Source organism: Polaromonas eurypsychrophila (assembly GCF_014641715.1).
Lineage (GTDB): Bacteria > Pseudomonadota > Gammaproteobacteria > Burkholderiales > Burkholderiaceae_C > Polaromonas > Polaromonas eurypsychrophila.
Genome location: NZ_BMIG01000022.1, coordinates 1 through 23,834, shown reverse-complemented (window position 1 = coordinate 23,834; position 23,834 = coordinate 1). Strand labels below are relative to the sequence as shown.

Annotated in this window: 24 protein-coding genes; 15 read left to right on the top strand and 9 right to left on the bottom strand. The window is 61.2% G+C overall.

Going from position 1 to position 23,834, the window contains the following annotated elements:
* Window positions 1-57: 57 nt before the first annotated feature.
* Window positions 58-270: a hypothetical protein gene (locus IEX16_RS19480; protein WP_188710223.1), complete on the top strand. Its 213-nt coding sequence runs from the start codon at window positions 58-60 to the stop codon at window positions 268-270.
* Window positions 271-386: 116 nt separating this feature from the next.
* Here IEX16_RS19480 and IEX16_RS19475 read toward each other — a convergent pair whose 3' ends face one another.
* Window positions 387-1,268: a DUF4394 domain-containing protein gene (locus tag IEX16_RS19475; protein WP_188710222.1), complete on the bottom strand. Its 882-nt coding sequence runs from the start codon at window positions 1,266-1,268 to the stop codon at window positions 387-389.
* A gap of 136 nt (window positions 1,269-1,404) precedes the next feature.
* Window positions 1,405-1,842 (bottom strand): universal stress protein, encoded by a 438-nt coding sequence (locus tag IEX16_RS19470; RefSeq protein WP_188710221.1) that lies wholly within the window; start codon window positions 1,840-1,842, stop codon window positions 1,405-1,407.
* A gap of 112 nt (window positions 1,843-1,954) precedes the next feature.
* Here IEX16_RS19470 and IEX16_RS19465 point away from each other — a divergent pair, with 112 nt between their 5' ends.
* The 6 genes from IEX16_RS19465 (at window position 1,955) to IEX16_RS19440 (ending at window position 8,309) form a co-directional block, all read left to right on the top strand.
* On the top strand, window positions 1,955-3,034 hold the full coding sequence (locus IEX16_RS19465) for a lipocalin-like domain-containing protein (RefSeq protein ID WP_373288381.1): 1,080 nt from the start codon (window positions 1,955-1,957) through the stop codon (window positions 3,032-3,034).
* 128 nt (window positions 3,035-3,162) lie between these two features.
* On the top strand, window positions 3,163-4,059 hold the full coding sequence (bla, locus tag IEX16_RS19460; protein ID WP_188710220.1) for a class A beta-lactamase: 897 nt from the start codon (window positions 3,163-3,165) through the stop codon (window positions 4,057-4,059).
* Window positions 4,060-4,575: 516 nt separating this feature from the next.
* Window positions 4,576-5,358: an alpha/beta fold hydrolase gene (locus IEX16_RS19455; RefSeq protein WP_188710219.1), complete on the top strand. Its 783-nt coding sequence runs from the start codon at window positions 4,576-4,578 to the stop codon at window positions 5,356-5,358.
* A 693-nt stretch (window positions 5,359-6,051) separates the two neighbouring features.
* Window positions 6,052-6,627 (top strand): chalcone isomerase family protein, encoded by a 576-nt coding sequence (locus tag IEX16_RS19450; protein WP_268236623.1) that lies wholly within the window; start codon window positions 6,052-6,054, stop codon window positions 6,625-6,627.
* A 350-nt stretch (window positions 6,628-6,977) separates the two neighbouring features.
* Window positions 6,978-7,349: a DUF1579 domain-containing protein gene (locus IEX16_RS19445; RefSeq protein ID WP_188710217.1), complete on the top strand. Its 372-nt coding sequence runs from the start codon at window positions 6,978-6,980 to the stop codon at window positions 7,347-7,349.
* A gap of 60 nt (window positions 7,350-7,409) precedes the next feature.
* Window positions 7,410-8,309, top strand: a complete 900-nt coding sequence (locus IEX16_RS19440; RefSeq protein WP_229676458.1) for an alpha/beta hydrolase family protein — start codon at window positions 7,410-7,412, stop codon at window positions 8,307-8,309.
* Window positions 8,310-8,395: 86 nt separating this feature from the next.
* On the opposite strand, the gene IEX16_RS19435 is transcribed toward IEX16_RS19440, so the two are convergent.
* On the bottom strand, window positions 8,396-9,367 hold the full coding sequence (locus IEX16_RS19435; protein WP_188710216.1) for a LysR family transcriptional regulator: 972 nt from the start codon (window positions 9,365-9,367) through the stop codon (window positions 8,396-8,398).
* Window positions 9,368-9,439: 72 nt separating this feature from the next.
* Between IEX16_RS19435 and IEX16_RS19430 the strand changes: the two genes are divergently transcribed.
* Together IEX16_RS19430 and IEX16_RS19425 are read left to right on the top strand one after the other, a co-directional pair.
* Window positions 9,440-10,765 (top strand): sulfatase family protein, encoded by a 1,326-nt coding sequence (locus IEX16_RS19430; RefSeq protein WP_229676457.1) that lies wholly within the window; start codon window positions 9,440-9,442, stop codon window positions 10,763-10,765.
* Between the two features lie 33 nt (window positions 10,766-10,798).
* Entirely contained in the window at window positions 10,799-11,788 is a 990-nt protein-coding gene (locus IEX16_RS19425) for a Bug family tripartite tricarboxylate transporter substrate binding protein (protein ID WP_188710214.1), read from the top strand.
* Window positions 11,789-11,920: 132 nt separating this feature from the next.
* Here IEX16_RS19425 and IEX16_RS19420 read toward each other — a convergent pair whose 3' ends face one another.
* Window positions 11,921-12,148 carry a hypothetical protein gene (locus IEX16_RS19420; protein WP_188710213.1) on the bottom strand — a complete coding sequence of 76 codons (228 nt, stop codon included), beginning with the start codon at window positions 12,146-12,148 and terminating at the stop codon, window positions 11,921-11,923.
* Between the two features lie 157 nt (window positions 12,149-12,305).
* On the opposite strand from IEX16_RS19420, the gene IEX16_RS19415 reads away from it, so the two are divergent.
* The gene (locus tag IEX16_RS19415) at window positions 12,306-13,241 is read left to right on the top strand and encodes a LysR family transcriptional regulator (RefSeq protein ID WP_188710212.1); all 936 of its coding nucleotides are present in this window, start codon (window positions 12,306-12,308) and stop codon (window positions 13,239-13,241) included.
* Between the two features lie 50 nt (window positions 13,242-13,291).
* Window positions 13,292-15,079 carry an ABC transporter transmembrane domain-containing protein gene (locus IEX16_RS19410; protein WP_188710211.1) on the top strand — a complete coding sequence of 596 codons (1,788 nt, stop codon included), beginning with the start codon at window positions 13,292-13,294 and terminating at the stop codon, window positions 15,077-15,079.
* A 29-nt stretch (window positions 15,080-15,108) separates the two neighbouring features.
* Here IEX16_RS19410 and IEX16_RS19405 read toward each other — a convergent pair whose 3' ends face one another.
* The 5 genes from IEX16_RS19405 to IEX16_RS19385 all read right to left on the bottom strand — a co-directional run bounded on the left by IEX16_RS19405 (window position 15,109) and on the right by IEX16_RS19385 (window position 20,443).
* Window positions 15,109-17,730, bottom strand: a complete 2,622-nt coding sequence (locus IEX16_RS19405) for a carboxypeptidase-like regulatory domain-containing protein (RefSeq protein WP_229676456.1) — start codon at window positions 17,728-17,730, stop codon at window positions 15,109-15,111.
* Window positions 17,731-17,824: 94 nt separating this feature from the next.
* A complete protein-coding gene (locus IEX16_RS19400; RefSeq protein ID WP_188710210.1) occupies window positions 17,825-18,688 on the bottom strand; it encodes a fimbrial biogenesis chaperone in 864 nt (287 codons plus the stop codon).
* 86 nt (window positions 18,689-18,774) lie between these two features.
* On the bottom strand, window positions 18,775-19,287 hold the full coding sequence (locus IEX16_RS19395) for a DUF4402 domain-containing protein (protein ID WP_188710209.1): 513 nt from the start codon (window positions 19,285-19,287) through the stop codon (window positions 18,775-18,777).
* Window positions 19,288-19,329: 42 nt separating this feature from the next.
* Window positions 19,330-19,941: a hypothetical protein gene (locus tag IEX16_RS19390; RefSeq protein WP_188710208.1), complete on the bottom strand. Its 612-nt coding sequence runs from the start codon at window positions 19,939-19,941 to the stop codon at window positions 19,330-19,332.
* Window positions 19,942-19,951: 10 nt separating this feature from the next.
* Entirely contained in the window at window positions 19,952-20,443 is a 492-nt protein-coding gene (locus IEX16_RS19385; protein WP_188710207.1) for a DUF4402 domain-containing protein, read from the bottom strand.
* 377 nt (window positions 20,444-20,820) lie between these two features.
* On the opposite strand from IEX16_RS19385, the gene IEX16_RS19380 reads away from it, so the two are divergent.
* From IEX16_RS19380 to IEX16_RS20180, 4 genes are all read left to right on the top strand, one after another.
* Window positions 20,821-21,237, top strand: coding sequence for a MarR family winged helix-turn-helix transcriptional regulator (locus IEX16_RS19380; RefSeq protein ID WP_188710206.1), 417 nt, complete (start codon window positions 20,821-20,823; stop codon window positions 21,235-21,237).
* A gap of 58 nt (window positions 21,238-21,295) precedes the next feature.
* Complete coding sequence (locus tag IEX16_RS19375; RefSeq protein ID WP_188710205.1) at window positions 21,296-21,694, top strand: tautomerase family protein; 399 nt, start codon at window positions 21,296-21,298, stop codon at window positions 21,692-21,694.
* Between the two features lie 108 nt (window positions 21,695-21,802).
* Entirely contained in the window at window positions 21,803-23,125 is a 1,323-nt protein-coding gene (locus IEX16_RS19370) for a Glu/Leu/Phe/Val family dehydrogenase (protein WP_188710204.1), read from the top strand.
* A gap of 473 nt (window positions 23,126-23,598) precedes the next feature.
* A partial coding sequence (locus tag IEX16_RS20180; protein ID WP_373288380.1) for a helix-turn-helix domain-containing protein occupies window positions 23,599-23,834 on the top strand: 236 nt, incomplete at its 3' end.

Here is a 23,834-nt window from a genome sequence, read left to right as displayed (position 1 = left end):
TGACGGCGTCGCGCATCACGCCTACGATGACAGCATCACTTCAACAAGGCTCTCATCATGGCGTCCGCTCAATACCGCATTGAAAGCAGGAATCCTTTGCTGGGCAGCCTGCTGCCACACACACTCAACTTTCAGTCGCTGTACGCCGACCGCTCGCTGGCGGTGGCCGTCGCTGTCAAAAGCCTGGCTGACCCGACGCGCCAGCAGATTCGTGTGGTGCATATTCCAAGCGGGGAAATCGTGTTCCAGACCTCGGAGATCGGCCACTAGTCTTGGCTGTGCGGTAGACACGGCAATGACACGTTCGGGCAAGGCTTGGTCTATCCACTGTCGAAGCACGCTTCGACAAGCTCAGAATGAACAGGAAGAGACAACTGCCTGCTTGATCAGGGCTCCAGCGCAATACCGACCACGCGCTCGCCACCACCCACCGTGCCCAGCAACCTGGCTGCGCCGGTTTTCAGATCTATCGTCACCCAGCGGCTGGCCGGGCTGCCGTCGTTGCTCAAAGCCGCAAACGCCACGTCGCTCAGGGCCTGAATGTCGAAGGCGGCCGTCGTAAACGCCATACCAAGAGCGCCGACAGTAAACAGCTGGCCTGTGTTCGGGGATACCGGGGGCACCAGGCCTTCGCGCGAACCCTGAGTCACCAGAGCGCCAGTGGCCGCATCAAGCGCAAAGTTGGTGGTGATTTTGGTGTCCACCTTGTTGTAGCTGTAAGCCGCACCAACGGTTATGGGCGATTTGCCAAAGTTCGCGTCGCCCGCTGCATAAGCCAATTTTCCGTCGGTTTGCACGCCTTCGAGCGTCATATTGCTGTCCACGACCGCACCCGTGTCAGGGTGCAGACGCAAATTTTGCCCCGTGTTGCTGACCACACGGATACGGTCCACCGTCGGGTTGAAATCAAAGCCAAACTGCGTGCCTTCGAGCTTGACGGCAAACGGCATGCCGACGACGGTGGCTACCGCAGTGTCTTCATTAATGGTGTAAAGCCGACCGCTGCTGCCCAGCGCGTAGAGCTGGTCTTTGGACACGCGGTAATCAATGCCCAGCAAGGTTTCGCCTGCCTGCAACCCGGAGATGCTGGCGGTGCTCAGAATGCGGCCCGGTTGGCCCGCGTTGAACTTGATCAGCTTGTTCGAGGCGGTGACGGCCACGGCCTTTTCAGCACGCGCCGCGCCTTCGGGCACCATGGTGGTGCAAGCGGCCAGGCTGACAAGGGTCAGTGCGGCAAGGGCTGTGAATTTGAAGGAGGAAATGTTCATGTCAGGTCTTTTTGTGAAGTTTTTTAAGGTGAGCAGGCTGCAACGCCCAATGTCCTCACGCGGGCGAGCGCCAGCCGGATTTAAAAATTGACGGAGCGCAACTGTTCGCAAGCACAGGCTGTGCAGCGAGGCAAGCTCAGTGCGTGATCACCACCAGCACACTGCAGGGCGCAAGCTCTATCAGTGATTTGGAGACCGAGCCGCGCCACCAGCGCGCCGCCCAGCCGTCCAGGTGCCGGTGTCCCACCACAATCAGGTCGGCGCCGATTTTCCCGGCGTACTTGGCGATCTCGTCCACCGTTTCACCGAGCAGCACCTCACCTGTGGGCTGATGGCCGGCCACTGCGAGCTGGCTCAGGCCTTCGTTGAGGATGTTCCTGTACTTTTCCTTCTCGGCCTCGGCCAGACTGCGGTCATAAACGCCGCCTTCAACACCGATCAGATCCATATACAAGGGCGTCACGGCAATCAGCGTCAACGAAGCCTGGCTCCACTGCGCCAGATCACGGCAATCGAGCAGGGCCTTCTGCCCGGATTTCGAACCGTCATAAGCCAGTAATATTTTCTTGTACATGGTGTTGATCTCCTGGGCATGAGGTGAATCGATGGTTTAAAGGATAGACGCTCCATGACCTGCGTGCAAGGCGGGTTAGTCCTCGGGACCCTGTAGCTGCGAGAATCGGCCCATGCACGCTTCGCTGCCTTCTGCCCTTCGCCGCCGCGTGCTGCTGGCCGGCGGCATGGCGAGCCTGCTCAGCGCCACCGGCAGCGCACTGGCCCAGCCCGCAAAACCATTGCAATTTCCGCGCGACTTTGGTGCACATCCGGACTTTCGCACAGAGTGGTGGTACATCACGGGTGTTGCCAGCGCCGGCGCGCGTACCTTTGGCTTCCAACTGACCTTCTTCCGTTCACGCGTGGACGGCACGCAGGCCATGGCCTCGAAGTTCGCCGCCAAACAATTGGTCTTTGCGCACGCCGCCATCACCGACGTGCAGGGCAACAAGCTCTGGCACGACCAGCGGATTGCCCGCGAGGGTTTCGACATCGCCAGCGCCAGCACCCAGGGCATGGCCCTCAAGCTGCGCGACTGGTCGCTGCAAAGCAATGGCAAAACCCACACCGCAAAACTCCCTGCCGCCGACTTCAGCCTGGACCTGCAGTTCACCGAAACGCAGCCGCTGCTGCTACAGGGCAACAAGGGCCTGTCACGCAAGGGGCCTGAAGCGAAACAGGCCAGTTATTACTACAGCCTGCCGCAACTGGCAACCCGTGGCACCTTGAGCATCAAGGGACAGAAGTTCGAGGTCAGCGGCAAGGCCTGGTTGGACCACGAGTGGAGCGAAGAGATCTTGCACCCCGATGCCACCGGCTGGGACTGGATAGGCATGAACCTTGACGACGGCAGCGCCCTCACCGCCTTCCGGCTGCGTGACAAACAGGGCCAGGCGCTGTGGGACGGCGGCTCGTTTCGCCCCGCCAAAGGCGACTCCAACACCTTCAGCCGCGGCGAGGTGATCTTCCAGCCGGTGCGCCGCTGGAAGAGCCCGCTGAGCCAGGCCAGCTACCCGGTCGAATGGATTGTCCGCACACCGGCCGACTTCTACACCGTGCGCGCCGTCATCGACAACCAGGAACTCGACAGCCGGCAGTCCACCGGCGCTATTTACTGGGAAGGCTTGAGCGAGCTGATTGACAGCAAGCGCAAGATCATCGGGCGCGGCTACCTGGAGATGACGGGGTACGCCGCGCCGCTGCGGCTGTGATGCTACGCACAGATTCGTGGTCAGGCGAATTTCAGGCAGATCCGGCGCCGTTCATTTTGTGACACAGACCCGTGCAAAAAATTGTTCAGCCGCTGAATTTGCCTCGGGGGCGGCACTACCATCTGTGCATGAAAAATTTGAATGTCCACTCCCCGTTTCGCCGCCACTTGCTGCTCGTCCTGGCCACCTCCCCCTTGCTCAGTGCCTGCACCGCGACTGCCCGTCGCGATAGCACCACCGCCCAAGCACGTCTCGCCGCGCTTGAAACCGAATCAGGCGGCCGGCTCGGCGTGTTTGCCATCAATACGGCCGACGGCAGCGTCATCTCCCACCGTGGCGACGAACGCTTCCCGCTGTGCAGCACCTTCAAGGTGGTGGCCTCGGCGGCGGTGCTTGCGCAGAGCGCGCGCGAGCCTGACCTGCTGAGCCAGCGCATCAAGTACACCCGAGCCGAAATGGTGACCTACTCGCCCATCACCGAAAAACACCTGGCCAACGGCATGACGGTGGCCGAACTCTGCGCCGCCGCCATCCAGTACAGCGACAACACCGCCGGCAACATGCTGATCAAGATCCTCGGCGGCCCGCCGGCCGTGACCGCCTATGCGCGCAGCATCGGCGACCCGTCATTCCGCCTGGACCGCTGGGAGACCGAACTCAACACCGCCATCCCCGGCGATGCACGCGACACCACCACGCCAGCGGCGATGGCCGCCACCTTGCAAAAGCTGGTGTTAGGCAACACGCTCGCCCCGCCGCAGCGCGATCAATTACAAGCCTGGCTGCGCGGCAACACCACAGGCGCCACCCGTATACGTGCGGGCGTGCCTGCAGGCTGGATCGTTGGCGACAAAACCGGTGGCGGCGACTATGGCACCAACAACGACGTGGCGGTGCTGTGGCCGCCGGGCAAACCGCCTATCGTGCTGGCGCTGTACATGACGCAGCGGGAGAAGGACGCCAAGCCGAAGAATGAGGTGCTGGCGGAGGCTACGCGGGTGGTGGTGGGTGCGATCGGTTCATAGGCGGCCGACAGTTAACTATCGACAGTGTTCGATTTACGTTAGTCAGCCTTCCGTGCAAGGGCTGCTTTCGACGACAAAGCGGAATTACAGATATTCAACTTGGATGCCTTAAAGCGGACATTGACTATCAAAAACACGCACCCACTAACGTACGTGTCCGCTAGTGCCAGGCCGGACGTTAGATCATTACGTTTGTGAAAAGCTGTGTTTGCTTGCCCTGAGCCAGACGCCTAATGGCGTGTTTTCCTACACATGTCAGCTCGATCTATGTCTAGGATGAATTTGCTAAGGGCTTCCGTGTATTTCTCTGCTGTATCAACTCACCGCCATATTAAACAGTCAAGCGGCCTGAGACCGGCTGAGGCAGTAATGGAGGTGGCTACTGTGTTCGTAGTGTCACTGACTTGATGCAGGTCGAACCGTCCGGCGCTCGAACACCTAAATACGGCTCATAAACTGGCAGTCTTTGAAATTTTAAATTTCGTTAGGCAAATTTTGAACACCTTTGGGAATTTGATGAATTTCGAGCGTGTGGGGACAGGCCAACCGCTGCTAATGGTCCATGGCCTCGGGGCCAATCTTAGAACCTGGAACCCGCTTCTTTCCGCCTTAAGCGGCTCGAGGGAGCTTATCTTGGTCGACCTACCCGGTCATGGCAGGTCGACTCCGTTAGCAGGCCCGCAGACTTTTGATGCCTATGCAGATGCACTTGCTCACTTTGTAGATTCGCAAGGGTTGGCGACTGCAGACCTAATCGGTAGTTCAATAGGCGGGCGGCTGGTATTAGAACTAGCTCGTCGAGGCATCGGTCGGCATTGCGTAGCACTCGACCCTGGCGGGTTTTGGCACGCCTGGGAAACACGCTGGTTCCACTGGACGCTAGCGGCATCAATTCGGTTAGTGCGGCTGCTTCGACCTTTTCATCCTGAACTCTCGCGCCACGCCATCACCCGAACGCTGCTACTGGCTCAGCTGTCCGCCCGTCCTTGGCTACTACCACCGCATTTAGTTGCAAGCGAATTGGAATGCCTCGCGGCTACGCCAGTGTTCGATGCTACGTTGCGCGAATTGGCTCGCGGATCGATTCAACAGGGTTCAGCACTGACACGTGGTCGGGTCACCATCGGCTGGGGTAAAAATGACCATTTATTGCTGCCGCGCCAGGCCAAACGGGCCATGGCAGCCTTCCCGTCAGCCAAGCTGCACTGGTTCGAACGCTGCGGTCACTTTCCCCATTGGGATCAGCCCGTTGAAACGGCGCGCTTGATCCTTGATACGGTGAATGGGCACGCTGGTTAAAAGTAAGTTTTATGGACTGCATTGAATGCAGTAGTAACTGATGTGGCGTCAATGGGTGGCGGCCGAATCTCGCAGGCCTAGGTGAGCCCCTCCCTGGGGTTGAGTCAGTAGTCCACGTTGGCTTCGCCCAATTGCCGCTTTCAGTCTGAGGCCGCCACACCCCTGAAATTTGGAGAGAGTGTCAGAGTTGTGAATCTACCTGGCGGGAATCGGTCATCTGCATGGGTCCGCTTTTGACCCAAAGCGCCGGTTTGAGAATTGGAGCTTTCGACGACAAAGCGGAATTCCAGCACTCTTAACCGACCGCCCCACAGCAGACATTGACTTGCGCTTGTTGCAGTGCCGGTGGCCAAGAGCATTGATGAACGCCATCATGACTGCCTGAAGCACCATGGCAGTTCTTCTCGCGATATCAAAAACTACCGTCCTACTGTCCTACGGCCAGCAGTGCCAAAAACGCATTGCAAGCACTCGATCAAGGTGTTTGTATGGAAATGTCGTAAGCCCACGACTCAGGGCAACCGATATAGCCGAGCCGCCTATGGCTTTTGCGTCGTTACTCATTGCGTATCTTTTATTTCCATAGCCATCATGACCACTTCATGCGGACCCCATGCCTCTACGACCACCGACTCTTCGTCGACTACAGAACCGAGTAGTGAACTAAAGAAGATACCGCGTAGATCATCGAGAGTGCAGGCGACAACGGCATTGCTCAGTTTGGTCTGCGCGTTAGGCGTGGCAGCGAAACCTCTAGAAATTTCGGGGGTCCAAGTCGACGACCCTGTGAGCCTGCACGGTGCCACACTCCAACTCATCGGTGCAGGGATCCGCTTCAAGACCGTTTTCAAAGTCTATGTGGCAGCCTTGTATGCGGATCAAAAAGCCGTTACGCCCGAAGGAATTTATGCCGTCCCCGGACCGAAGAGGCTGGCCATCACGCTGCTGCGTGACATCGACTCCGACGAGATTGCCAAGACGTTTGCGAAGGCTATCAATGGGCCGGCGTTCAAGGGGGAGGCCGCGCGTCTGATACCAGAATTGTCCAAGATTGAGCGTACCTTTGAGGGCACCAGGAAACTGCTCGCAGGAGAAACCATGACGATTGATTGGGTTCCGGGAACCGGTACTGTTATCACTGTAAAAGGGCAAGCCCAGGGCGCCCCTTTCAATGATGTCGAGGTGTTCAACGTTCTTTTGGGAATCTGGATTGGTCCCTCTGCCGCCGACTGGAAACTCAGGGACGCCTTACTGGGCAAAATGCCCTGACCTGTAGCTATCGTGTGAAATGGCGTTCAGCTAAATTTTATGATTTAGAGGTTAGACCGATCAGAAAGAGAGTTTCTTCACACTGCAGGGGCTTCCCATGGAGGGTGGTTACCCAGATAGCTGACGCCGGCCAACGTCAGCTTCTGGCCCCAAGCAGTCGTAACGGCTGACTATCGATAAGTACATATTGTCGATAGCTAGCTAAAGTTATCCGTTCGAAATAGGAAAGTTCGCCATGACTCTCCCCTCCACTCCCCCCCGCCACCGACTTCGACTTCTTCCCCGGCCACTGGCAAGTCAGTTACCGCCGCCTGAAGCAGCGCAAAACCAACAGCACCGACTGGGAAGATTTGGGCGGCACCAGCAGCGTGCAGACGCTGCTGGGCGGGCTGGGCAATGTGGATGACAACGTGATTGACCTGCCGGGCGCGCCTTATCGGGCGGTGACGCTTCGCTTCTGCAACGCGGCCACGCAGCAGTGGACGATCTGGTGGCTGTACGGGCAGATGCCTGGGCGGCTCGATGCTCCGATGATTGGCGCGTTCAAGGACGGCGTTGGCACTTTTTACGGTGACGACACGCTGGAAGGCCAAGCGATCAAGCTGCGCGTTCTGTGGGCCATGGCGGCGCCCGATGTGCCGCGCTGGGAGCAAGCTTTCTCAAGCGACGACGGTGCGACCTGTGAAACAAACTGGGTGATGACTTTCACGCGTGCGAGCTGATCGCCTTCACAGCCGGCCGGTTGCCGGTGACCTGATGAGTGATTGTCCAAGGCCATCACCATGTATTTCCTCCTCAAGAAATTTTCAACACTGTCGGCCCTCGTCCTCTGCACGCTGATGCCCACAGCAGGCGCCGTCGAGCTCAAGGACTTCCTCGCCCTGCCCCGCCCCACGCCCGCGCACGAGATCCGCTACGGCGCTGCGCAGAGTCAGGGCATTGATGTTTTCCTGCCGGCGGGCAAAGGCCCGCACCCGGTGGCCATCCTGATTCACGGCGGATGCTGGTCGGACTTTCCGGGTGCGGGGCGCGAGCAGTTGCGGCCGTTAGCCGCCGACTGGGCGCGGCGCGGCATCGCGGTGTGGAGCATGGGTTACCGGCGTGCCACCGAGGCCGGCGGCGGCTACCCCAACCTGTACCGCGACGTGGCGGCGGCAGTGGACCGGCTGCGCAGTGACGGGCCGGCGCTTGGCATCGCCATGGATCGCAGCGTACTGACTGGTCATTCGGCCGGCGGGCATTTGGCGCTGTGGGCGGCGTCGCGCACGCGCCTGCCGACGGGCAGCCCGCTGCAACAAAGCGGTGAGCCACTGCCAGTGCGCGGCGTGGTGGCCATGGCCGGTGTGGGCGACCTGGCGGCGTTTGCGCCGCGCCTGCCTGGCAGTTGCGGGCGCGGCATCCTGGAGCGACTGAGTGGCGGCGGCAGTGATGCCTATGCCGACGTGTCGCCCGCACGCCTGGGTTTGCCGGAGATAGTGCGTTCGGTGTTGATGGTCAGCGCGGTGGACGACCAGATCGTCCCGCTGCGTGCTGCACGTGACTACCGCAACGCGTTGGCCGCAGACCCCGCTAGCCGCGTGCGCCTGCGTGACGTGGCGGGTGCCGGGCACTTTGACCTGGTAACGCCGGGCACGCCGGCCTTTGAGGTGGTGTTCGAGGAAGTGCAGCGCCTGCTGAATTGATTACAAGCCGAATCGGCCTCCAGCCCATATCCGGAAAGCGCAAGCAGCTATTAAATCAGCAGCAAATCAAGGGCCGCAGAAAACACTTACGCCGAAGTCAAGCGCCGCTTGGGCACCTTGCGGCGGGAGACCGGCTTGCCAATCTCCGTTTTCTCGCCGGCACGCGCCGCATGCGCGAGGATGGCGTTCTTGATGGCGGCGAACGCCGGGTCCTCCAGCATCGTGCTTCGGCACCAGAGGTGGATGTTGCGGCTCTGCGGACGCGCGCGCAGGGCCAGCTCGACAATCGGGAAGTACTGCTGCAAAAGGCGCGTCGGAAAACGTGGCAGCACCGACAGATGACGTCCCTGTGCCAGCAGGCGCAGCAGCAGCATGGCTTCGCCCAGCACGGTGATTTCGCTGCGTGGCGTGACGACGCCCGCTTCTTCCAGCATCTCGCGCACATGCTGCTCAAACGGTGAGGCCGTGCCCAGGCTGATCCAGCCCTGGCCTTCGCTGCTGCCGGGCGATAGCACACCGCTGGCAGCCAGCGGGTGACTGGCACCGCAGAACACCCCGAGGTCATCTTCCACCAGCAAAAAACGCTCAATGCCAGGCGGCGGCCGGTCCAGCCATGAAGGCGCGATCACGATATCGTGCCGCCCGTCGATCAGCTGTTCGACCAGCAGGTGCGGCCGATCGCTCTGCACCGTCACGTGGACGGCCGGTTGCTGCCTGAGCAGCTCTTCCACCACACCAGGCAGGAAAGCCGCACCGATCAGCGGGCCCACACCGATGCGCACTGTACGGCTCACGCCACCGCGGTGGCGCGCGCTGACTTCTGCGGCGTCTTTCAGCCGCCGGGCGATGGCCCGCCCCTCGCGGGCGAGCATGTCCCCGAGCGCCGTGCTGCGCACGCCGAAGCGGCTGCGCTCGAAGAGCTTGCCGCCCACCTGCATCTCCAGCGTTTGCATGTTGTGGGTCAGCGTAGGCTGCGTCAGGTGCAGGTGCTGGCTGGCCTGGGTGATGGACCCCTTTTCCAGGATGGTCGCGAGCTGGATCAAATGGCGAGGGTCCATAGGAATTTTTTTGTCCAAAACGAAAAACAACGATTTTACAAATGTCTGAAAGTTTTTTATGCTGAAGGCACTTTGAAATCTCCCAACATCATCTTTATCGTCGCCGACGACCTCGGTTACGCCGACCTCGGCTGTTATGGCGGCCGCAACGAAAGTTACGGCCCGGTGTCGCCCCAGATCGACGCGCTGGCTGCGGCGGGCCTGCGTTTCACGCAGGCTTACGCCAATTCGCCGGTGTGTTCACCCACACGGTTTGCGCTGATGACCATGCGTTACCAGTACCGCGTGCGCGGCGGCATGGAAGAACCCATCAATAGCAAAAGCAAGGGCAGCACCACCCTGGGCCTGCCGCCCGAGATCCCGACCCTGCCCTCGCTGCTGCGCGAGGCGGGTTATTCGACCGCGTTGATTGGCAAGTGGCACCTCGGCTACCCGCCGGCCTTTGGCCCGCTGCGCTCCGGCTATGACGAGTTCTACGGGATCATGGCCGGCGGTGCGGACTACTTCACCCATTGCTCGGGCAAGGGCGACCACGACCTGTACATCGGCGAGCAGGAGCACCGCGAGGTCGGCTACCTGACCGACCTGCTGTCGCAGCGCGCCGTCAGCCACGTCGAGCGCATGGCGCCCGATGCCAAGGACGGCAAGCCTTTCTTCCTGAGCCTGCACTACACCGCGCCGCACTGGCCCTGGGAGACGCGCGATGACGCGCACGTGGCCCCGGATGTGGCGCAAAACCTGTTTCACCTGGACGGCGGCAATGTGCAGACCTACCGCCGGATGATCCACCACATGGACGAAGGCATAGGCTGGATCGTCGAGGCACTGCGCAAGCAGGACCTGCTGGAAGACACGCTGATCGTCTTCACCAGCGACAACGGCGGCGAACGTTTTTCCGACAACTGGCCGCTGGTGGGCGGCAAGATGGACTTGACGGAAGGCGGTATCCGCGTGCCCTTCATCGCGCACTGGCCGGCAGGCATTGCGGCGGGCGGAGTGAGCCGGCAGCTTTGCATGACCATGGACTGGTCAGCCACACTGCTTGAACTCGGCGGGGCGCAGGCCCACGCCGACTTTCCGCTCGACGGCGTCTCGCTCGCGCGCGTGCTGCGTGAGCCGGGGCAGACTTTCGAGCGCCCGCTTCACTGGCGCATGAACCACCGCCACCAGCGCGCGCTGCGTTTGGACAACTGGAAGTACCTGAAGGTCGACGAACACGAGTACCTGTTCGACCTCAGCGCCGACGAGCGCGAGCGGGCCAATCTGGCCAGTCGGCACCCGGAGCGCTTTGGAGCGATGCGCCAGGCCTGGCTGGACTGGAACGCGACCGTGCCCGCCATCCCTGAAGACGCGGCCGTCAGCCTCGGTTATTCGAACGCGGATATGCCGCAGCGTTGACCCGTACATTCACCAAGAAAGAGAGAAAGAGACATGACCACCTACACATCCACCGCCACCCGCCCCTTCACCAGGATGGCCCTGCTGGGCCTGCTGCCGCTCTGCCTGACTGCGGCCCATGCGCAGGCCTGGCCGGACAAGCCGATCAAGCTGCTCGCGCCATCCACCGCAGGTGGGCCGCCGGACGTGTATGCGCGCGCGCTGGCCGATCATCTGTCGAAAACACTGGGCCAGCCCGTGGTGGTGGAAAACGTCCCGGCCGTCGGCGGCATGATCGCCGCACAACAGATCCAGCGCGCGCCCGCCGATGGCTACACGCTGCTGGTGACCACCGCCGGGATGATGACCATTACGCCGAATGCCAACCCGAAAGCGCGTTACCAAGGCGCCGACTTCACGCAGATCTGCCAGGGCGTTGAGGCAGCGCTGGTGCTGGCGGCCCACCCGCAGCTCGGGCCAAAAACCTACCCGCAGCTTTCACAGTGGTTGAAGGCTGAGAAAAACCCCACCTATTCCTCGTATTCGCCGGGATCGCCAGCCCACTTCCTCGGCTACCAGCTTTCCGAAGCGCTGAAGGTGGAGATGACACACATTCCCTACAAAAGCAGCCCGCAGCAGATCACCGACATGATTGGCAACGTGGCGCCGCTGGGCTTTGTGCAGATCGCGACCGCCAGCCCGCACATCAAGGCCGGCAAGTTGATGGCCTTCGCGACCACCGGCACCCAGCGCTCGCCCCAGTTGCCGGACGTACCGACGGTTGGCGAGATCGGGCTGCCGCAGCTTGCCACCACCGTGTGGTTCGGCCTCTCGGCGCCCAAGGGCGTGCCGGCGCCCATCGTTCAGCGCCTGACGGAGGCGCACCAGCAGTTTGCCGGGTTACCGGACGTCCAGGCGCGCATGGCCACCGCCGGACTGACCGTGACGCCGGGGATTTGCGGCGACCGTTTCCTGAAAAACATGGAGGCGGAATCCGTCCGCTGGGGCCGTGTGATCAAGTCCAGCGGATTCGTCGTCGATTGACACGTAGAAAGGCTGACTGGCAAAGCCGAGGCTGAGCAGCCCCTTACAAGCCAAATCGGCCTCCAGCCCATATCCGGAAAGCGCAGACAGCTATCAAAATAATAGCTTCTGGCTGGGGATTGACCGACCGAATCAGTAGGCTGCGCGCAGCAGGCGGCGGGCGCGTGGGCTCATCCTGCCCAGCATGGCCTGCGTCATCCACGGATACACAGTGGTGGCGCTGACAAGGGAACGAGGTGTCTTGAATGCCGCTTGGGCGCCAGCCACGGCTTTGCTTACCAGCGTGGAGGCCGGTGCAGAGCGCTTGCCGGTGACGCCGGATGCGAGGGTGGAGGCTGAGAAAAAAGTGGTGGTGGTCATGGTGTTTCCTTTGAACTGACATGACGGCAGAAGAAGGCTGCCGAACAGGGGTCATGTCTCAAATATAGGGTTAACGAGTATAAAAGTAAAACGACTTATATTGCGGTTGAGTGCATTAAAAATGCTGCATAGACCACCTTGATAAAACGGAGACCGCATGGACATCAACCTCGCCCGCACCTTCCTCGAGATCGTGGCGTGCCACAGCTTTGTACAGGCGGCCGAACGGCTGCACGTGACGCAAACGGCCGTCAGTGCGCGCGTAAAAACGCTGGAGGACATGCTGGGCCGCCAGCTTTTTGTGCGCAGCAAGGCCGGCGCCTCGCTGACGCCGGCCGGCGAGCAGTTTGTGCGCCATGCGATGACCCTTGTTCAGGTCTGGGAACGTGCCCGCCAGCAGATGGCAGTACCACCGGGACGGCGTGCGCTGGTGACCGTAGGCTGCGAAATCAGCCTGTGGCAGCCGCTGCTGCTCGACTGGCTGCTCTGGATGCGCGCCAACGCGCCAGATCTGGCGTTGCGCACCGAGGTCGGCGTGGCCGAGGACCTGCTTGAACGCGTGGCGCATGGCACGCTGGACATCGTGATCGCCTACGCGCCGCGCCAGCGGCCCGGCTTGCGCATCGAGCTGCTGATCGAGGAAAAGCTGGTGCTCGTCAGCACCACGCCCGCGCGCAAGGTACCGCAAGCGGCCGACTATGTGTATGTGGACTGGGGCCGCGAGTTTGCGGCGCAGCACAGCTTGGCGTATCCCGAACTGTCCAGCGTCGGCCTGTCGTCCAGCTTGGGGCCGCTGGGCCTGGAATATTTGCTGGCCGTGGGCGGCGCAGGCTATTTTCGGCAGAACGTGGTGCGCCCCCACATCGCGCATGGCCGCTTGCACCGCGTGGCCGGTGCGGCGGAATTTTTGTACCCGGCCTATGCGGTGTATGCGGCCGATGCCGACATGACGGTGCTGACGCCGGCGCTGGCCGGGCTGCGCCAGGCGGCGTCAGGGACGCCCAAAAAGCGGAAAACCGTCCCCCCCGCCAGATCGGGAACTCCTGCGAGCAAGCGGGGCTTGGCGAGTTCGCCGACGAAACGCAAACTGTAGCGGCACGCCGCACCGGCCAGCGGCGCCCTGGCGATCAGTAAACTCTCCCCATGGCTACTTCCTCCTCTCCTGCCCAGGCGCCCAAGGGCCAACCCCGCTCGCTGTCCGGCCTGCTGCCCTTTCTTCGACCTTACCGCGGTCGCATTCTGCTGGCCATGTTTTTCCTGGTCATGGCGGCGGTGGCCACACTGGTGTTTCCACTGGCGCTGCGCAGCCTGATTGACGGCGGCTTGAGCGCGGCCGACAAGGGCCAGCAATTGATGGCGCTGCGCACGCACTTCTTCGAGCTGTTCGGCGTGGCCGCAGCGCTGGGCCTTTTTTCGGCCGGCCGTTTCTATATGGTGAGCTGGCTGGGCGAACGTGTGACGGCCGACCTGCGCAATGCGGTCTACCGCCATGTGCTGCGGCAGAGCCCGGAGTTTTTTGAAACCACGCAGACCGGCGAGGTGCTGTCGCGCCTGACCGGCGACACCACGCTGGTGCAGACCGTGGTGGGCTCGTCGCTGAGCATGGGACTGCGCAATGCGGTCATGGGCGTGGGCGCGCTCGGCATGCTGGTCTACACCAACCCCTACCTGATGGTTCAGGTGCTGGTGATTCTGGTGTTGATCGTCCTGCCCTCGGTATGGTTTGGCCGGCGCGTGCGCAAGCTCTCGCGGGCCAGCCAGGACCGGGTGGCCGACTCCAGCGCGATTGCGGCCGAGGTGCTCAACGCCATCCCGGTGGTGCAGAGTTACGCCGCCGAGGCGCGCGAGTCGGCGCGTTTCGATGTTTCGACCCAGGACGCTTTCGACACCGCCGTACGCCGCACGCGTGCGCGCTCGGTGCTGATCGCCTTCATCATCATCGCCACCTCGGGCGCGCTGCTGTGGGGCCTGTACCAGGGTACGCAGGCCGTGATGCGCGGCGACATCACAGCCGGCCACCTGGGCCAGACGGTGGTCTACGTGATCATCCTGGCCGGCGCCACCGCAGTGCTCGGCGAAGTTTATGGCGACCTGCTGCGTGCCGCCGGCGCGACCGAGCGGCTGATGGAGCTGCTGGAGACGCGTTCATCCGTTACTTCACCATCGAATCCGGTTGTAGCCCCTGTTCTGCGGTCGGGAAGTGCTATCAAATTTGACGCGGTGAACTTTCACTACCCGTCGCGTCCGCTGCAGGCGGCGCTCACCGATTTTTCTCTGGACGTGGCGCCGGGTGAAACCGTGGCCATCGTCGGGCCCAGCGGCGCCGGCAAAAGCACGGTGTTCCAGTTGCTGCTGCGTTTTTACGACCCGGCCTCAGGCCGCATCGACATTGACGGCGTGGCGACGCGCGCGCTGACGCTGGAAGACCTGCGCGGGCGCATCGGCATCGTGCCGCAGGACGCGGTTATTTTTTCGACCAGCGCGCTTGAGAACATCCGTTACGGCAAGCCCGGCGCCAGCGACGAGGAAACCAAAGCTGCCGCACAGGCCGCGTTTGCGCACGACTTCATCATGACCCTGCCCGAGGGTTACGACACCTTTCTCGGCGAGCGCGGCGTACGCCTGTCGGGCGGGCAGCGCCAGCGCATCGCAATTGCGCGTGCCATGCTGAAAAACTCGCCGCTGCTGCTACTCGACGAGGCCACTAGCGCGCTTGATGCGGAAAGCGAACGCATGGTGCAGGCCGCGCTGGAGTCGGCCATGAAGGGCCGCACCACACTGGTCATTGCGCACCGGCTGGCGACGGTGCAGCAGGCCGACCGCATCATCGTGCTGGACCACGGCAAACTCGTCGAGCAGGGCACACACGACCAGCTCGTCGCGGCCAACGGCGTTTATGCCCGGCTGGCGGCGCTGCAGTTCATGGATTGACCTCTCCTGCGTGCACCGCACATCACCCTCTAGCGCTGGAGGGAGAAGTCCTGCCCATTCACAAACTCACCTCTGGGCGACATGGATATCCTGGTTGGACCCGCGTAAGTCAGCTTGAGTTCAATGAGTTGTTCTTCGCCGATGCGCAGGCTGTAACTCCCCGGCTGGACTTCCACCAGAACATAAAAGCCGTCCGAACCACTTCGTGTTTGCGCGACCACTTTTCCCGACGAATCCACAAGTTCAATCAGCACATTGCCCACGCCGCGCTTGCGCCCGCTGCTCACCAGATACACCGTGCCATCAATCTCGCCGGTCAGGACCAGCGGGAAGTCAATCTGGCTGACATTGCCAGGGCGGGGCGTGACGCGAACACCCCTCAGGGAAGAAACCAGTTGCGGATCTTCGACCGTTGCCGAATTGACGGAAACATCGGTGTTTCTGTTTCCCAGCAAGTGGCCCACATAGGCAATGCCCGAGGCATCCGTACGCACCGGGTGGTTCGAGGAATTCACAAGAAAGCCGACATTCCTGACGGGCTCTTCCCCTTCGTCCATGACGCCGTTTCCATTGCGGTCGACAAACACACGCGCTGAAATGGCGCCCGATTGAGCCCCGGGGACGGCATCCAGCATCCATTGAGAGCGTCGCGGGTCCCGTGCAACTGATGTGAATATCTGAACGCCGACGGTGAACTCGCGTCGGGACGTTACGCCGGCCGTCAAGGCGACCGCATAGCCGCCAAAACTCTTGTTCAAACTGGAGGTCAGGCGGAACACGGAGTCCTGGAAGGTGTAGCCGCTGCTGATATTGAGAAGATAGCCAGCTGCCAGCGCATGGTCGGCTGAAACCGCAAGCGCTGATAGCTGGGCTTTGGGCTGGATCAGGTAGCCGGCCTGTGCACCGACCCGAAACCGCCCCACGTTGCCGCTGACCTGAAAAGCCCCGTCAACGGCGCCCACACCCTGGTTGCGCGAGACGTGAATCAGGTTGCTTACCGTCGCAGCGCCGACCGAAGCAGAAAGCAACGCCCTGACATCGAGTACTTTTGCGCCCGACTTCAGACGATCCTGCTGAAACTCCAGTGTGAAGGGGAAGTCCCCGATCGGCCCGGGAGACAACAGTCCATCAAATCGAAGCCGGTCACGTGTACGCACCGGATCGGTCGAAACAGGGAAGAGCTCGCTTGTGAAATCCTTCAATTGCAGGTGGTTCCATCCGACCGATATGCCGCCCAGCCGGGTTCGTGCGCTCAGGTCGGAGAGCGAACCACCGTTGGCCTGTTGGGTCAGGTTGCCTGTCAGCAGGGCGCTGCCCGCGAAGCCGTGCAAACCGACACTGGTGTAGTTCTGGCGGATGCGATTGAGCCCTTCCAGGTTCACCACGCCGAGCGTGCCTGTCAGGAACTTGCTGAGCCCCAACTCAGCCGACCCGGCGACGCGCTGCAAACCGGCTGTGTCGCGGTTCGACGCCAGGTTGTAATAGAAGCTGCCCGGCTCATTGAGGGTCTCGTCGAGCAAATAATTTTTCCGCTCTACCCTCACCTGCCCCTGTGGACCGTGAAACACCAGCCGAAAATCGTTCGCGCCGTAAACCAGCGCCAGATCATTGAAGGAATATCTTCCGTCCCCCCGGGACTGCTGGTATCCCAGCAGTGCATTGTTGAGATAAAGCTCCACATCCCATCCGGGGGGCAGGTCGCCCTGCAGGGTCTGGCTGGCAAAACGGGTGGATCGGTCCAGCGGCACATTGCCGAAGGAAAACCCATTACCAAAATCACTGCTGCGCGAAATGTTGGCGAAGCCCGGAACACTGACATTGCCCAGGGCAAATGACCTCGCACGAAGCGGGCCCAGCAACTCGCCTTGCGGATCGCTTCGACCTACCGTGAAGCGGTGTTGGCGGGCATTGGACTGGTTCGAATCCGACAAAAAGGCCGAGGCCTGCAGGCCGGCCAGGTCGCCGCGAAGATAGGTGGTGTACGAGGCGTTATTGGTGTGCACGCCGTTGCCCCGTTGAGCGCCCAGAGAGATCGTCTGGTCAATAGCGGGCGTAGCAATGAACCGGTACGGGTTGTCTCTGCGGGGGTAGTCCAGCTCTTCCGGTCTTGTTCGCCCTTCCAGCCCGCCCAGCTTGGACTCCCGGGCAAGCCTCGCCTGTAGCGGCAGAGGTTCCCTCGGAGCGAGTTGGACAGCCAGACTGTTGAGATTAACCTCAAAATCGACCAGCAGCCAGCTCGCCAGCAACTTGCTTTCGACATAGATGTCATCGTCCTGACGCAGGATATCGGCCGCATCAAAACTTGACGTTTTGTCGCCTATGGTGACTGTCCGGTTGACTGTGTTGAGCGAAAACGGTGTGCTCTCCCCCCGCACAAAGCCACGGCCCGCACCCTCTTCAGGATAGGCGCGGATCGCGATCGTCATCAAGCTCGACATCTCTCCGAGCGGCAGGAATATTTTTGGGCCGAACTGAAAGGCGTTGAGTGAATCCGTCAGTACATACTGGCCGATACGAATCTCGAAGAGGACGGCATTGCTGTCCAGCGACGAAGCTCTGGCCGGCGAGGTCTGGGCAAACGCAAAATGCGAAAACCCCATCCACAAAAGAATAACCACGCTGCGAATCAGCGGTTTTAGAAAAGATGTCACCGCTTTAGCCGGAAAAAAGCTCTCAACTCACGCTGTACTCCTCGCTTGGGAGTCTCGGAGGACGCAAGCTCTTTGCAACCGGCCAGCGAAAGGATCAAGGGATCTGGATGGTGTTTTCCGCCAGTAACTTGCCACCGTCAGCAGTGCGCTCCCTGAAGGTCACCGTCAGCGTGCCTCCCGAGAGGACTGTTCCCACGGGCGTCTGGAGCGTCAGCCTGACCCTGCGAAGTGCATTCGGGACGTAAACGGACACACCGCCGGCCTGGGCAACAATTTGCTCTGCGCCGCCGGAGGGCTTGAACGCAGCAGTGAGATCGCCATACACCGAACGATTGCCGGTGCGGTTCATCTGTACCGCGACGGCACCGGGTTGCCCGGGCGCCCGTGGCCTTTCGATGGAGACCTCGCTCAGGCTGACCGACGCATCAGTTTCCCCGTGGCGCACGATGATTGGAATGGAAACACCGATCAGGGCCGCGATCGTGACGCCGACCTCGGTGCTGCCCGGCTTTACCTGGCTTTCAATGGCATTGGTCAGGCCTGGATCGGCCACCTTGTCAAAACTCAGGTGCGAGCGATATTCTCCCGCAGCGAGTTCAGCCGGCTTTCGCAAGGCAATGCGCACAAGTTGCTGCGTACCCGGCTGCAGGACAATTTGCCTGGGGGAAAAAACCAGCATCTGACCCGCAAACTGCTCACCCGGTCCGGGCTCGGTGATGGGCTGAAACTCTCCGGTCTCGGTCATGCGGCGATTCACCATGTTGAGACGGTAAGTTGCCGGCGTCGTGCCATCGTTGATGACATCAATCTGCGCGGAACGCTGGTTCTTGTCGAACACGATTCGCGTGGGATTGATCATCAGATCGGCCAGCGCACGCTCGGGCACGAAAGCCACCAGCGACACCATGAGCAGACTCATCAACGAAGAAAAAATCACTTTGGGACGCAGACATGCCATGAAAGACTCCGTTACGGTGATCATCGTCCCCCCTATTAAGAATTCGCACTGCTGCAGTCGGAATAACGGACACATGTTTGCCAACCTCACGGGGGAGAGTTTACTGTCAGCATAAATGCAGCGCCAGTATAGGTGCCCGCAGTGGGGCTGCTGGGGATGGTCAGCCTGGCGCCGACAGCCATGGTGAAATTGGGAAGTGCGCCGCTCGGCTGCAAGGTGAACGTGTCAACCGTCATGGTCACCGAACCGGCACTCAGCGTTGCCGATGTGGGGGTGATTGCCGAACTGTAGGCGTCACAGCTCTGGCCGTTGCATGTGGCGACAACAGAATAGCTGCCGGCCTGCCCCGGATTGGCGCTGGTCAGCACAATCCCCGCGGTGGCAGTACGTGTGCCGCTCGGGCTGATGGTGATGGAGCAATTTGCGCAACTTGGAAGCACCGCAAAGGAACCGAAGCTGATGACCGCATTGACCGCGGTAACTGTAATCGACTGTGTTCTGGCCGAGGCAACGGGGACCCACGAAAACAGCAAAGTGGCCAGAGCCCACGCCAAAGCCAATCGCCGAGTCAAGCCGGCATTGTTGAAAAAAGTTGTCATAGATGCGAGCCCGTAGGGCGGGCCGTAGAAACTGCGGACAGCCTAGTTGTAGTTGACCTGAACGCTCAACTCGCCGGCGATCAGTTTGCTCAGGGCCTGGCTGATTTCAACCGCCAGGCGTCCGCCACCTTCAAGGGCCTGAGCAGGAACAATCAGGGAGGAGTCCCTGCAGGCTTGCGCGCCGTTGGATGCCGAACCTGCGGCACAGTTAATGGCAGCAGTCGGCGATTGCCCGAGCAAGCTGTCCGCTGAAGCCGGAAACTGGACGATGTAGCCAGACGTGGAGCCCGCGCCCGCGACGCTGAAGCGCGCGACGCCCGAGGCATCCACATCAATCATGGTGATGCCAAAACTTGAACCTTCTCCGGTGAGGTTTGCGGCACCACCTGCGAAACCAGCGCTACGCGGTGGCCGGTCAATGGTGAAGCCCAGCCGGATAGGCAAAGGCAGCGCGCCGGATTGTGACGGCTGCTGCGATGCTGGGGAGACGATAGCGACCGGCTGCGAAGAAATTTGCCCCAGCACCGTCGCACTCGCGGTGCCGCTGCTTGAAGCCGCGTTTACCCCGTAGCTCAGCACAGCCAGAACGAACGACGCTGTGAGCGCCAGGGCATTCTGTCCGGTTTGTGAACCACGAATAAACAATATCGGCATGCGTCGCAGTCTAGTTGTATTCCACCGTCATGGTGTAGGTTCCGGTGTAGGAGCCGGCAGCCTGGTTTCCGCCCACGGTCAAGGTTCCGCCGACGGGCAGCGATACGGTTCCACCCGACAACGTACCGATTGCAGCGCCGGTGACGACGACGCCCATGGTATTTGCACCGCTGGTAACGTTAAACGAGGCAGGGTAGGTCACAGCAAAGGTTGAAGCGCCGGTTCCGGTCACCGTAAAGGTTCCAGCAGTAAAGGCAGCACCTGTAACAACCACACTACCTGTGGGGGTGCGCACACCGGCAGCCGTCACGATGACGGTTCCGCCCGTAGCGTTGCCAGCAAGCGTTCCGAAGTTGAGAGCCGTTCCGGCAGAAATGGCGATGGGTGTCAGGACCGTTGCATTGGCAGTACCGGTCGCGGTAGCAGCCAGGGCGCTGAACGACAAGGCGCTCGTGACAGCAACGGCGGCAGCGAGAAATGAGAAGCGGGTCATATTTTTCATGAGAAGCCTTTTTAATGAAACTGATAGAAACTGATAGAAACTGATAGAAACTGATAATTAACAATTTATTACAATCGATATTAGCTGGTTCTGAAGGAATTAACAACGCCAGTGTGGGCTAAGCACTGAAGCAACCAGAAATACCTATGGGCGGTGTGCACTTTTTCACACAATCTCGTCCGCAATCCCGAGTCGCGATCAGCAGGCGTCGCCAAGTCAGGGGCCGGCCAGACCGGTGCAATGGCCGTCTGCCATGGCACGGCAATTACGGCATTGCAGGCTGCCTGGCTCCAGTTCATGGGTCTGAGCCGCCTGATCTGCGCTCCGGGCATGCATTATTAGTTGCATAGCTAATCAATTGTAGTTATTATCGCGCCATGTTCGATCACTGCCTCTATTTCAATACCACCGCGCTGGCGCGTGTGGTCGAGCGCGAGTGGGCCGCCGCCTTCAAGCCCCTTGGCCTGACGCCGCCCCAAGGCTTTTTGCTGCGTCTGGTGCTGGCGCGGCCAGGTTTGTCGCAGCACGAGCTGGCCTCGGAACTCACGATTGCGCGCCCCACCGCGACCCGCCTGCTGGACGGCTTGCAGGCATTGGGCCTAGTCGAACGGCGCGACGCAGCGCACGATGCCCGCCACTGGGCGGTCTTTCCAACGCCCGCGGCACAGGCGATCCACGCCGGGCTCAACACGGCAAGCGGCCAGGTCACCAAGCGCATCCAGCGCCAGATAGGAGAGGAGAACTTCACCGACACCGTCAGCAAAGTACGCGGCGTCTGCTCAGCCCTCAAATGAGCTTGTCTTTTTTTAGTCTTAATAGTTGCATAGCTAATCATTTTTTCAAGGAGTCATCATGCCTATCATCAACGTCAAGATCAGCCAGCCTGCCAGCGCGGCCCTGACCCACGCCATTTCCGAAACACTGCTGGAACTGACCACGCGTATCCTGCGCAAAAAACGCGAGCTCACCGCCATCACACTGACCTGCGTGCCGCCCTCACAGTGGGTGGTCGGCGGCAGCACACTCGCCGCTCAGGGCAAGAACAGCTTTTACTTCGACATCAAGGTGGTGGACGGCACCAACACCAAAGATGAAAAGGCGCAGTACATTGCCGAATGTTTCGCCGCCTTCGGCAAGCTGCTGGCGCCGCTGCACGAGGAAAGTTATATCTACGTGCAGGACGTGCGGGCCGAAGCTTATGGCTTTGGCGGACTGACCCAGGAATACCGCTACATCAAAGCGAAGCCTTGATGGCAAGGTTATGCATTAAATGCATGTGAACGCAGCAAGCTGGCCTTGGACAGCTTGAGGCCATCGGCCTAAGCTGTGGGACATTGAATCTTCATCAGGAGTTTTTCCATGTCGCCAACTTCCAGCCCTGCCACCGCGCCCGCTTCCCCCGCGCTTTTGCATCCCCTGCCCTCCTACTTGCAAGCGGACCAGCTCGGCCCCTGGGGCAACTACCTGCAGCAGGTGGACCGGGTGATCCCGCACCTGGGCAACCTGGCGCGCTGGGCCGAAACCCTGAAGCGCCCGAAACGCATCCTGATCGTTGATGTGCCCATTCACATGGATGACGGCACGGTGGCGCACTTCGAAGGCTACCGCGTGCAGCACAACGTTTCACGCGGTCCCGGCAAGGGCGGCGTGCGTTTCCACCAGGATGTGACGCTGACTGAAGTGATGGCGCTGTCGGCGTGGATGTCGATCAAGAACGCCGCCGTGAATGTGCCCTACGGCGGCGCCAAGGGCGGCATTCGTGTGGACCCTAAGAAGCTTTCGCGCGGCGAGCTTGAACGCATGACCCGTCGCTACACCAGCGAAATCGGCATCATCATCGGGCCGAACAAGGACATCCCCGCGCCCGACGTGAACACCAACGAGCAGATCATGGCCTGGATGATGGACACCTACTCGATGAACACCGGTTCCACAGCGACCGGTGTGGTCACCGGCAAACCGGTGGACCTGGGCGGCTCGCTGGGCCGGCGCGAAGCCACCGGTCGCGGCGTGTTCACCGTCGGCGCCGAGGCGGCCAAACACATCGGCCTGGACATCAGCACGGCGCGCGTGGCGGTGCAGGGTTTCGGCAACGTAGGCGGCGTGGCAGGCAAGCTGTTTGCCGAAGCCGGCGCGCGCATCGTCGCAGTGCAGGACCACGGTGGCACGATTTACCGCGAGGCCGGCCTGGACGTGCCGTCGCTTCTCAAACATGTGCTCGACACCGGCAGCGTCGGCGGCTTTACGCAGGCTGAAACCCTGGCCGACGACAAGTTCTGGGACGTCGATTGCGAGATCCTGATCCCCGCCGCGCTGGAGCAGCAGATCACCAAACACAACGCGGGCCGCATCAAGGCGCGCATGGTGATCGAGGGTGCCAACGGCCCGACCACGCCCGAGGCCGACGACATCCTGCAGGAGCGCAATGTGCTGGTGTTGCCCGACGTGATTGCCAACGCTGGCGGCGTGACCGTCAGCTACTTTGAATGGGTACAGGATTTCTCAAGCTTCTTCTGGGACGAGGCCGAGATCAACGCGCGCCTGGTGCGCATCATGAAAGAGGCTTTTGCCGGTGTCTGGCAGGTGTCGCAGGACCACAAGGTCAGCCTGCGCACGGCGACGTTTATCGTGGCCTGCAAGCGGATTTTGCATACGCGTGAGTTGCGCGGTTTGTATCCTTGATTGAGTGCAACCCCCGGCCACCGGTCGCAGCGAGCTGCAGCATCCGGGTATGCCGCCGGCAGTATGTCTGACTCCCCACTCCCTCCCCTAGCCCCTCCCTCGCCCCGCTGGGCGATGGAGGGGGACTTCATGTGGCCGCGTGCGCTGCGCTCGCGTGCAAACATGGCGGTCTGTTGGGATTCCCGTCCATGAAGCGCTGCGCGCTTCATGCACTCCGGAGGGAGTTCGGTCTTGATGTTTGCATTTCTCTCTTCCTCCACCCGTCGGGCGGGGCCGAGGAGCGCAGCCGAAAGTGGATCAGGACGAGCGATTGTCTGAGGCGCTAGCCGAGTTCGAGCTCGGCCCCACTTTCGGCGAGCACCGCAGGTTGCCCGTAGCGAAGCGCAGGGACCCAGACCATCGGGTCGCCATTCTTTTGCTTGGCGGTCTCAAGCTTGAAGTGCAACACTCCCCACCCCCGAGGAGAGCAGCACATGAGCGAGAGTTACAGGCACCTGAGCGCAGAAGACAGAGGTGCCATCATGGCGATGAAGATGCAGGGCCACAGTGCCCGGCACATCGCCCGTATGCTGGAGCGATCGCCCAGCACTATCAGCCGCGAACTCCATCGCAACGGCTACCTTGATGAGGCTGCCCAGCCTGCCATGGGCAGGCCTCGCATCGCTGGCGGCTACGATGCGGTTCATGCCGGCAAGCGCGCCAGGAGAGT

Coding starts and splice junctions, on each gene's coding strand:
- IEX16_RS19480 (WP_188710223.1), top strand. CDS start 58: ATGGCGTCCGCTCAATACCGCATTGAAAGCAGGAATCCTTTGCTGGGC.
- IEX16_RS19475 (WP_188710222.1), bottom strand. CDS start 1,268: ATGAACATTTCCTCCTTCAAATTCACAGCCCTTGCCGCACTGACCCTT.
- IEX16_RS19470 (WP_188710221.1), bottom strand. CDS start 1,842: ATGTACAAGAAAATATTACTGGCTTATGACGGTTCGAAATCCGGGCAG.
- IEX16_RS19465 (WP_373288381.1), top strand. CDS start 1,955: ATGCACGCTTCGCTGCCTTCTGCCCTTCGCCGCCGCGTGCTGCTGGCC.
- bla (WP_188710220.1), top strand. CDS start 3,163: ATGAAAAATTTGAATGTCCACTCCCCGTTTCGCCGCCACTTGCTGCTC.
- IEX16_RS19455 (WP_188710219.1), top strand. CDS start 4,576: ATGAATTTCGAGCGTGTGGGGACAGGCCAACCGCTGCTAATGGTCCAT.
- IEX16_RS19440 (WP_229676458.1), top strand. CDS start 7,410: ATGTATTTCCTCCTCAAGAAATTTTCAACACTGTCGGCCCTCGTCCTC.
- IEX16_RS19435 (WP_188710216.1), bottom strand. CDS start 9,367: ATGGACCCTCGCCATTTGATCCAGCTCGCGACCATCCTGGAAAAGGGG.
- IEX16_RS19425 (WP_188710214.1), top strand. CDS start 10,799: ATGACCACCTACACATCCACCGCCACCCGCCCCTTCACCAGGATGGCC.
- IEX16_RS19420 (WP_188710213.1), bottom strand. CDS start 12,148: ATGACCACCACCACTTTTTTCTCAGCCTCCACCCTCGCATCCGGCGTC.
- IEX16_RS19415 (WP_188710212.1), top strand. CDS start 12,306: ATGGACATCAACCTCGCCCGCACCTTCCTCGAGATCGTGGCGTGCCAC.
- IEX16_RS19410 (WP_188710211.1), top strand. CDS start 13,292: ATGGCTACTTCCTCCTCTCCTGCCCAGGCGCCCAAGGGCCAACCCCGC.
- IEX16_RS19400 (WP_188710210.1), bottom strand. CDS start 18,688: ATGGCATGTCTGCGTCCCAAAGTGATTTTTTCTTCGTTGATGAGTCTG.
- IEX16_RS19395 (WP_188710209.1), bottom strand. CDS start 19,287: ATGACAACTTTTTTCAACAATGCCGGCTTGACTCGGCGATTGGCTTTG.
- IEX16_RS19390 (WP_188710208.1), bottom strand. CDS start 19,941: ATGCCGATATTGTTTATTCGTGGTTCACAAACCGGACAGAATGCCCTG.
- IEX16_RS19385 (WP_188710207.1), bottom strand. CDS start 20,443: ATGAAAAATATGACCCGCTTCTCATTTCTCGCTGCCGCCGTTGCTGTC.
- IEX16_RS19380 (WP_188710206.1), top strand. CDS start 20,821: ATGTTCGATCACTGCCTCTATTTCAATACCACCGCGCTGGCGCGTGTG.
- IEX16_RS19375 (WP_188710205.1), top strand. CDS start 21,296: ATGCCTATCATCAACGTCAAGATCAGCCAGCCTGCCAGCGCGGCCCTG.
- IEX16_RS19370 (WP_188710204.1), top strand. CDS start 21,803: ATGTCGCCAACTTCCAGCCCTGCCACCGCGCCCGCTTCCCCCGCGCTT.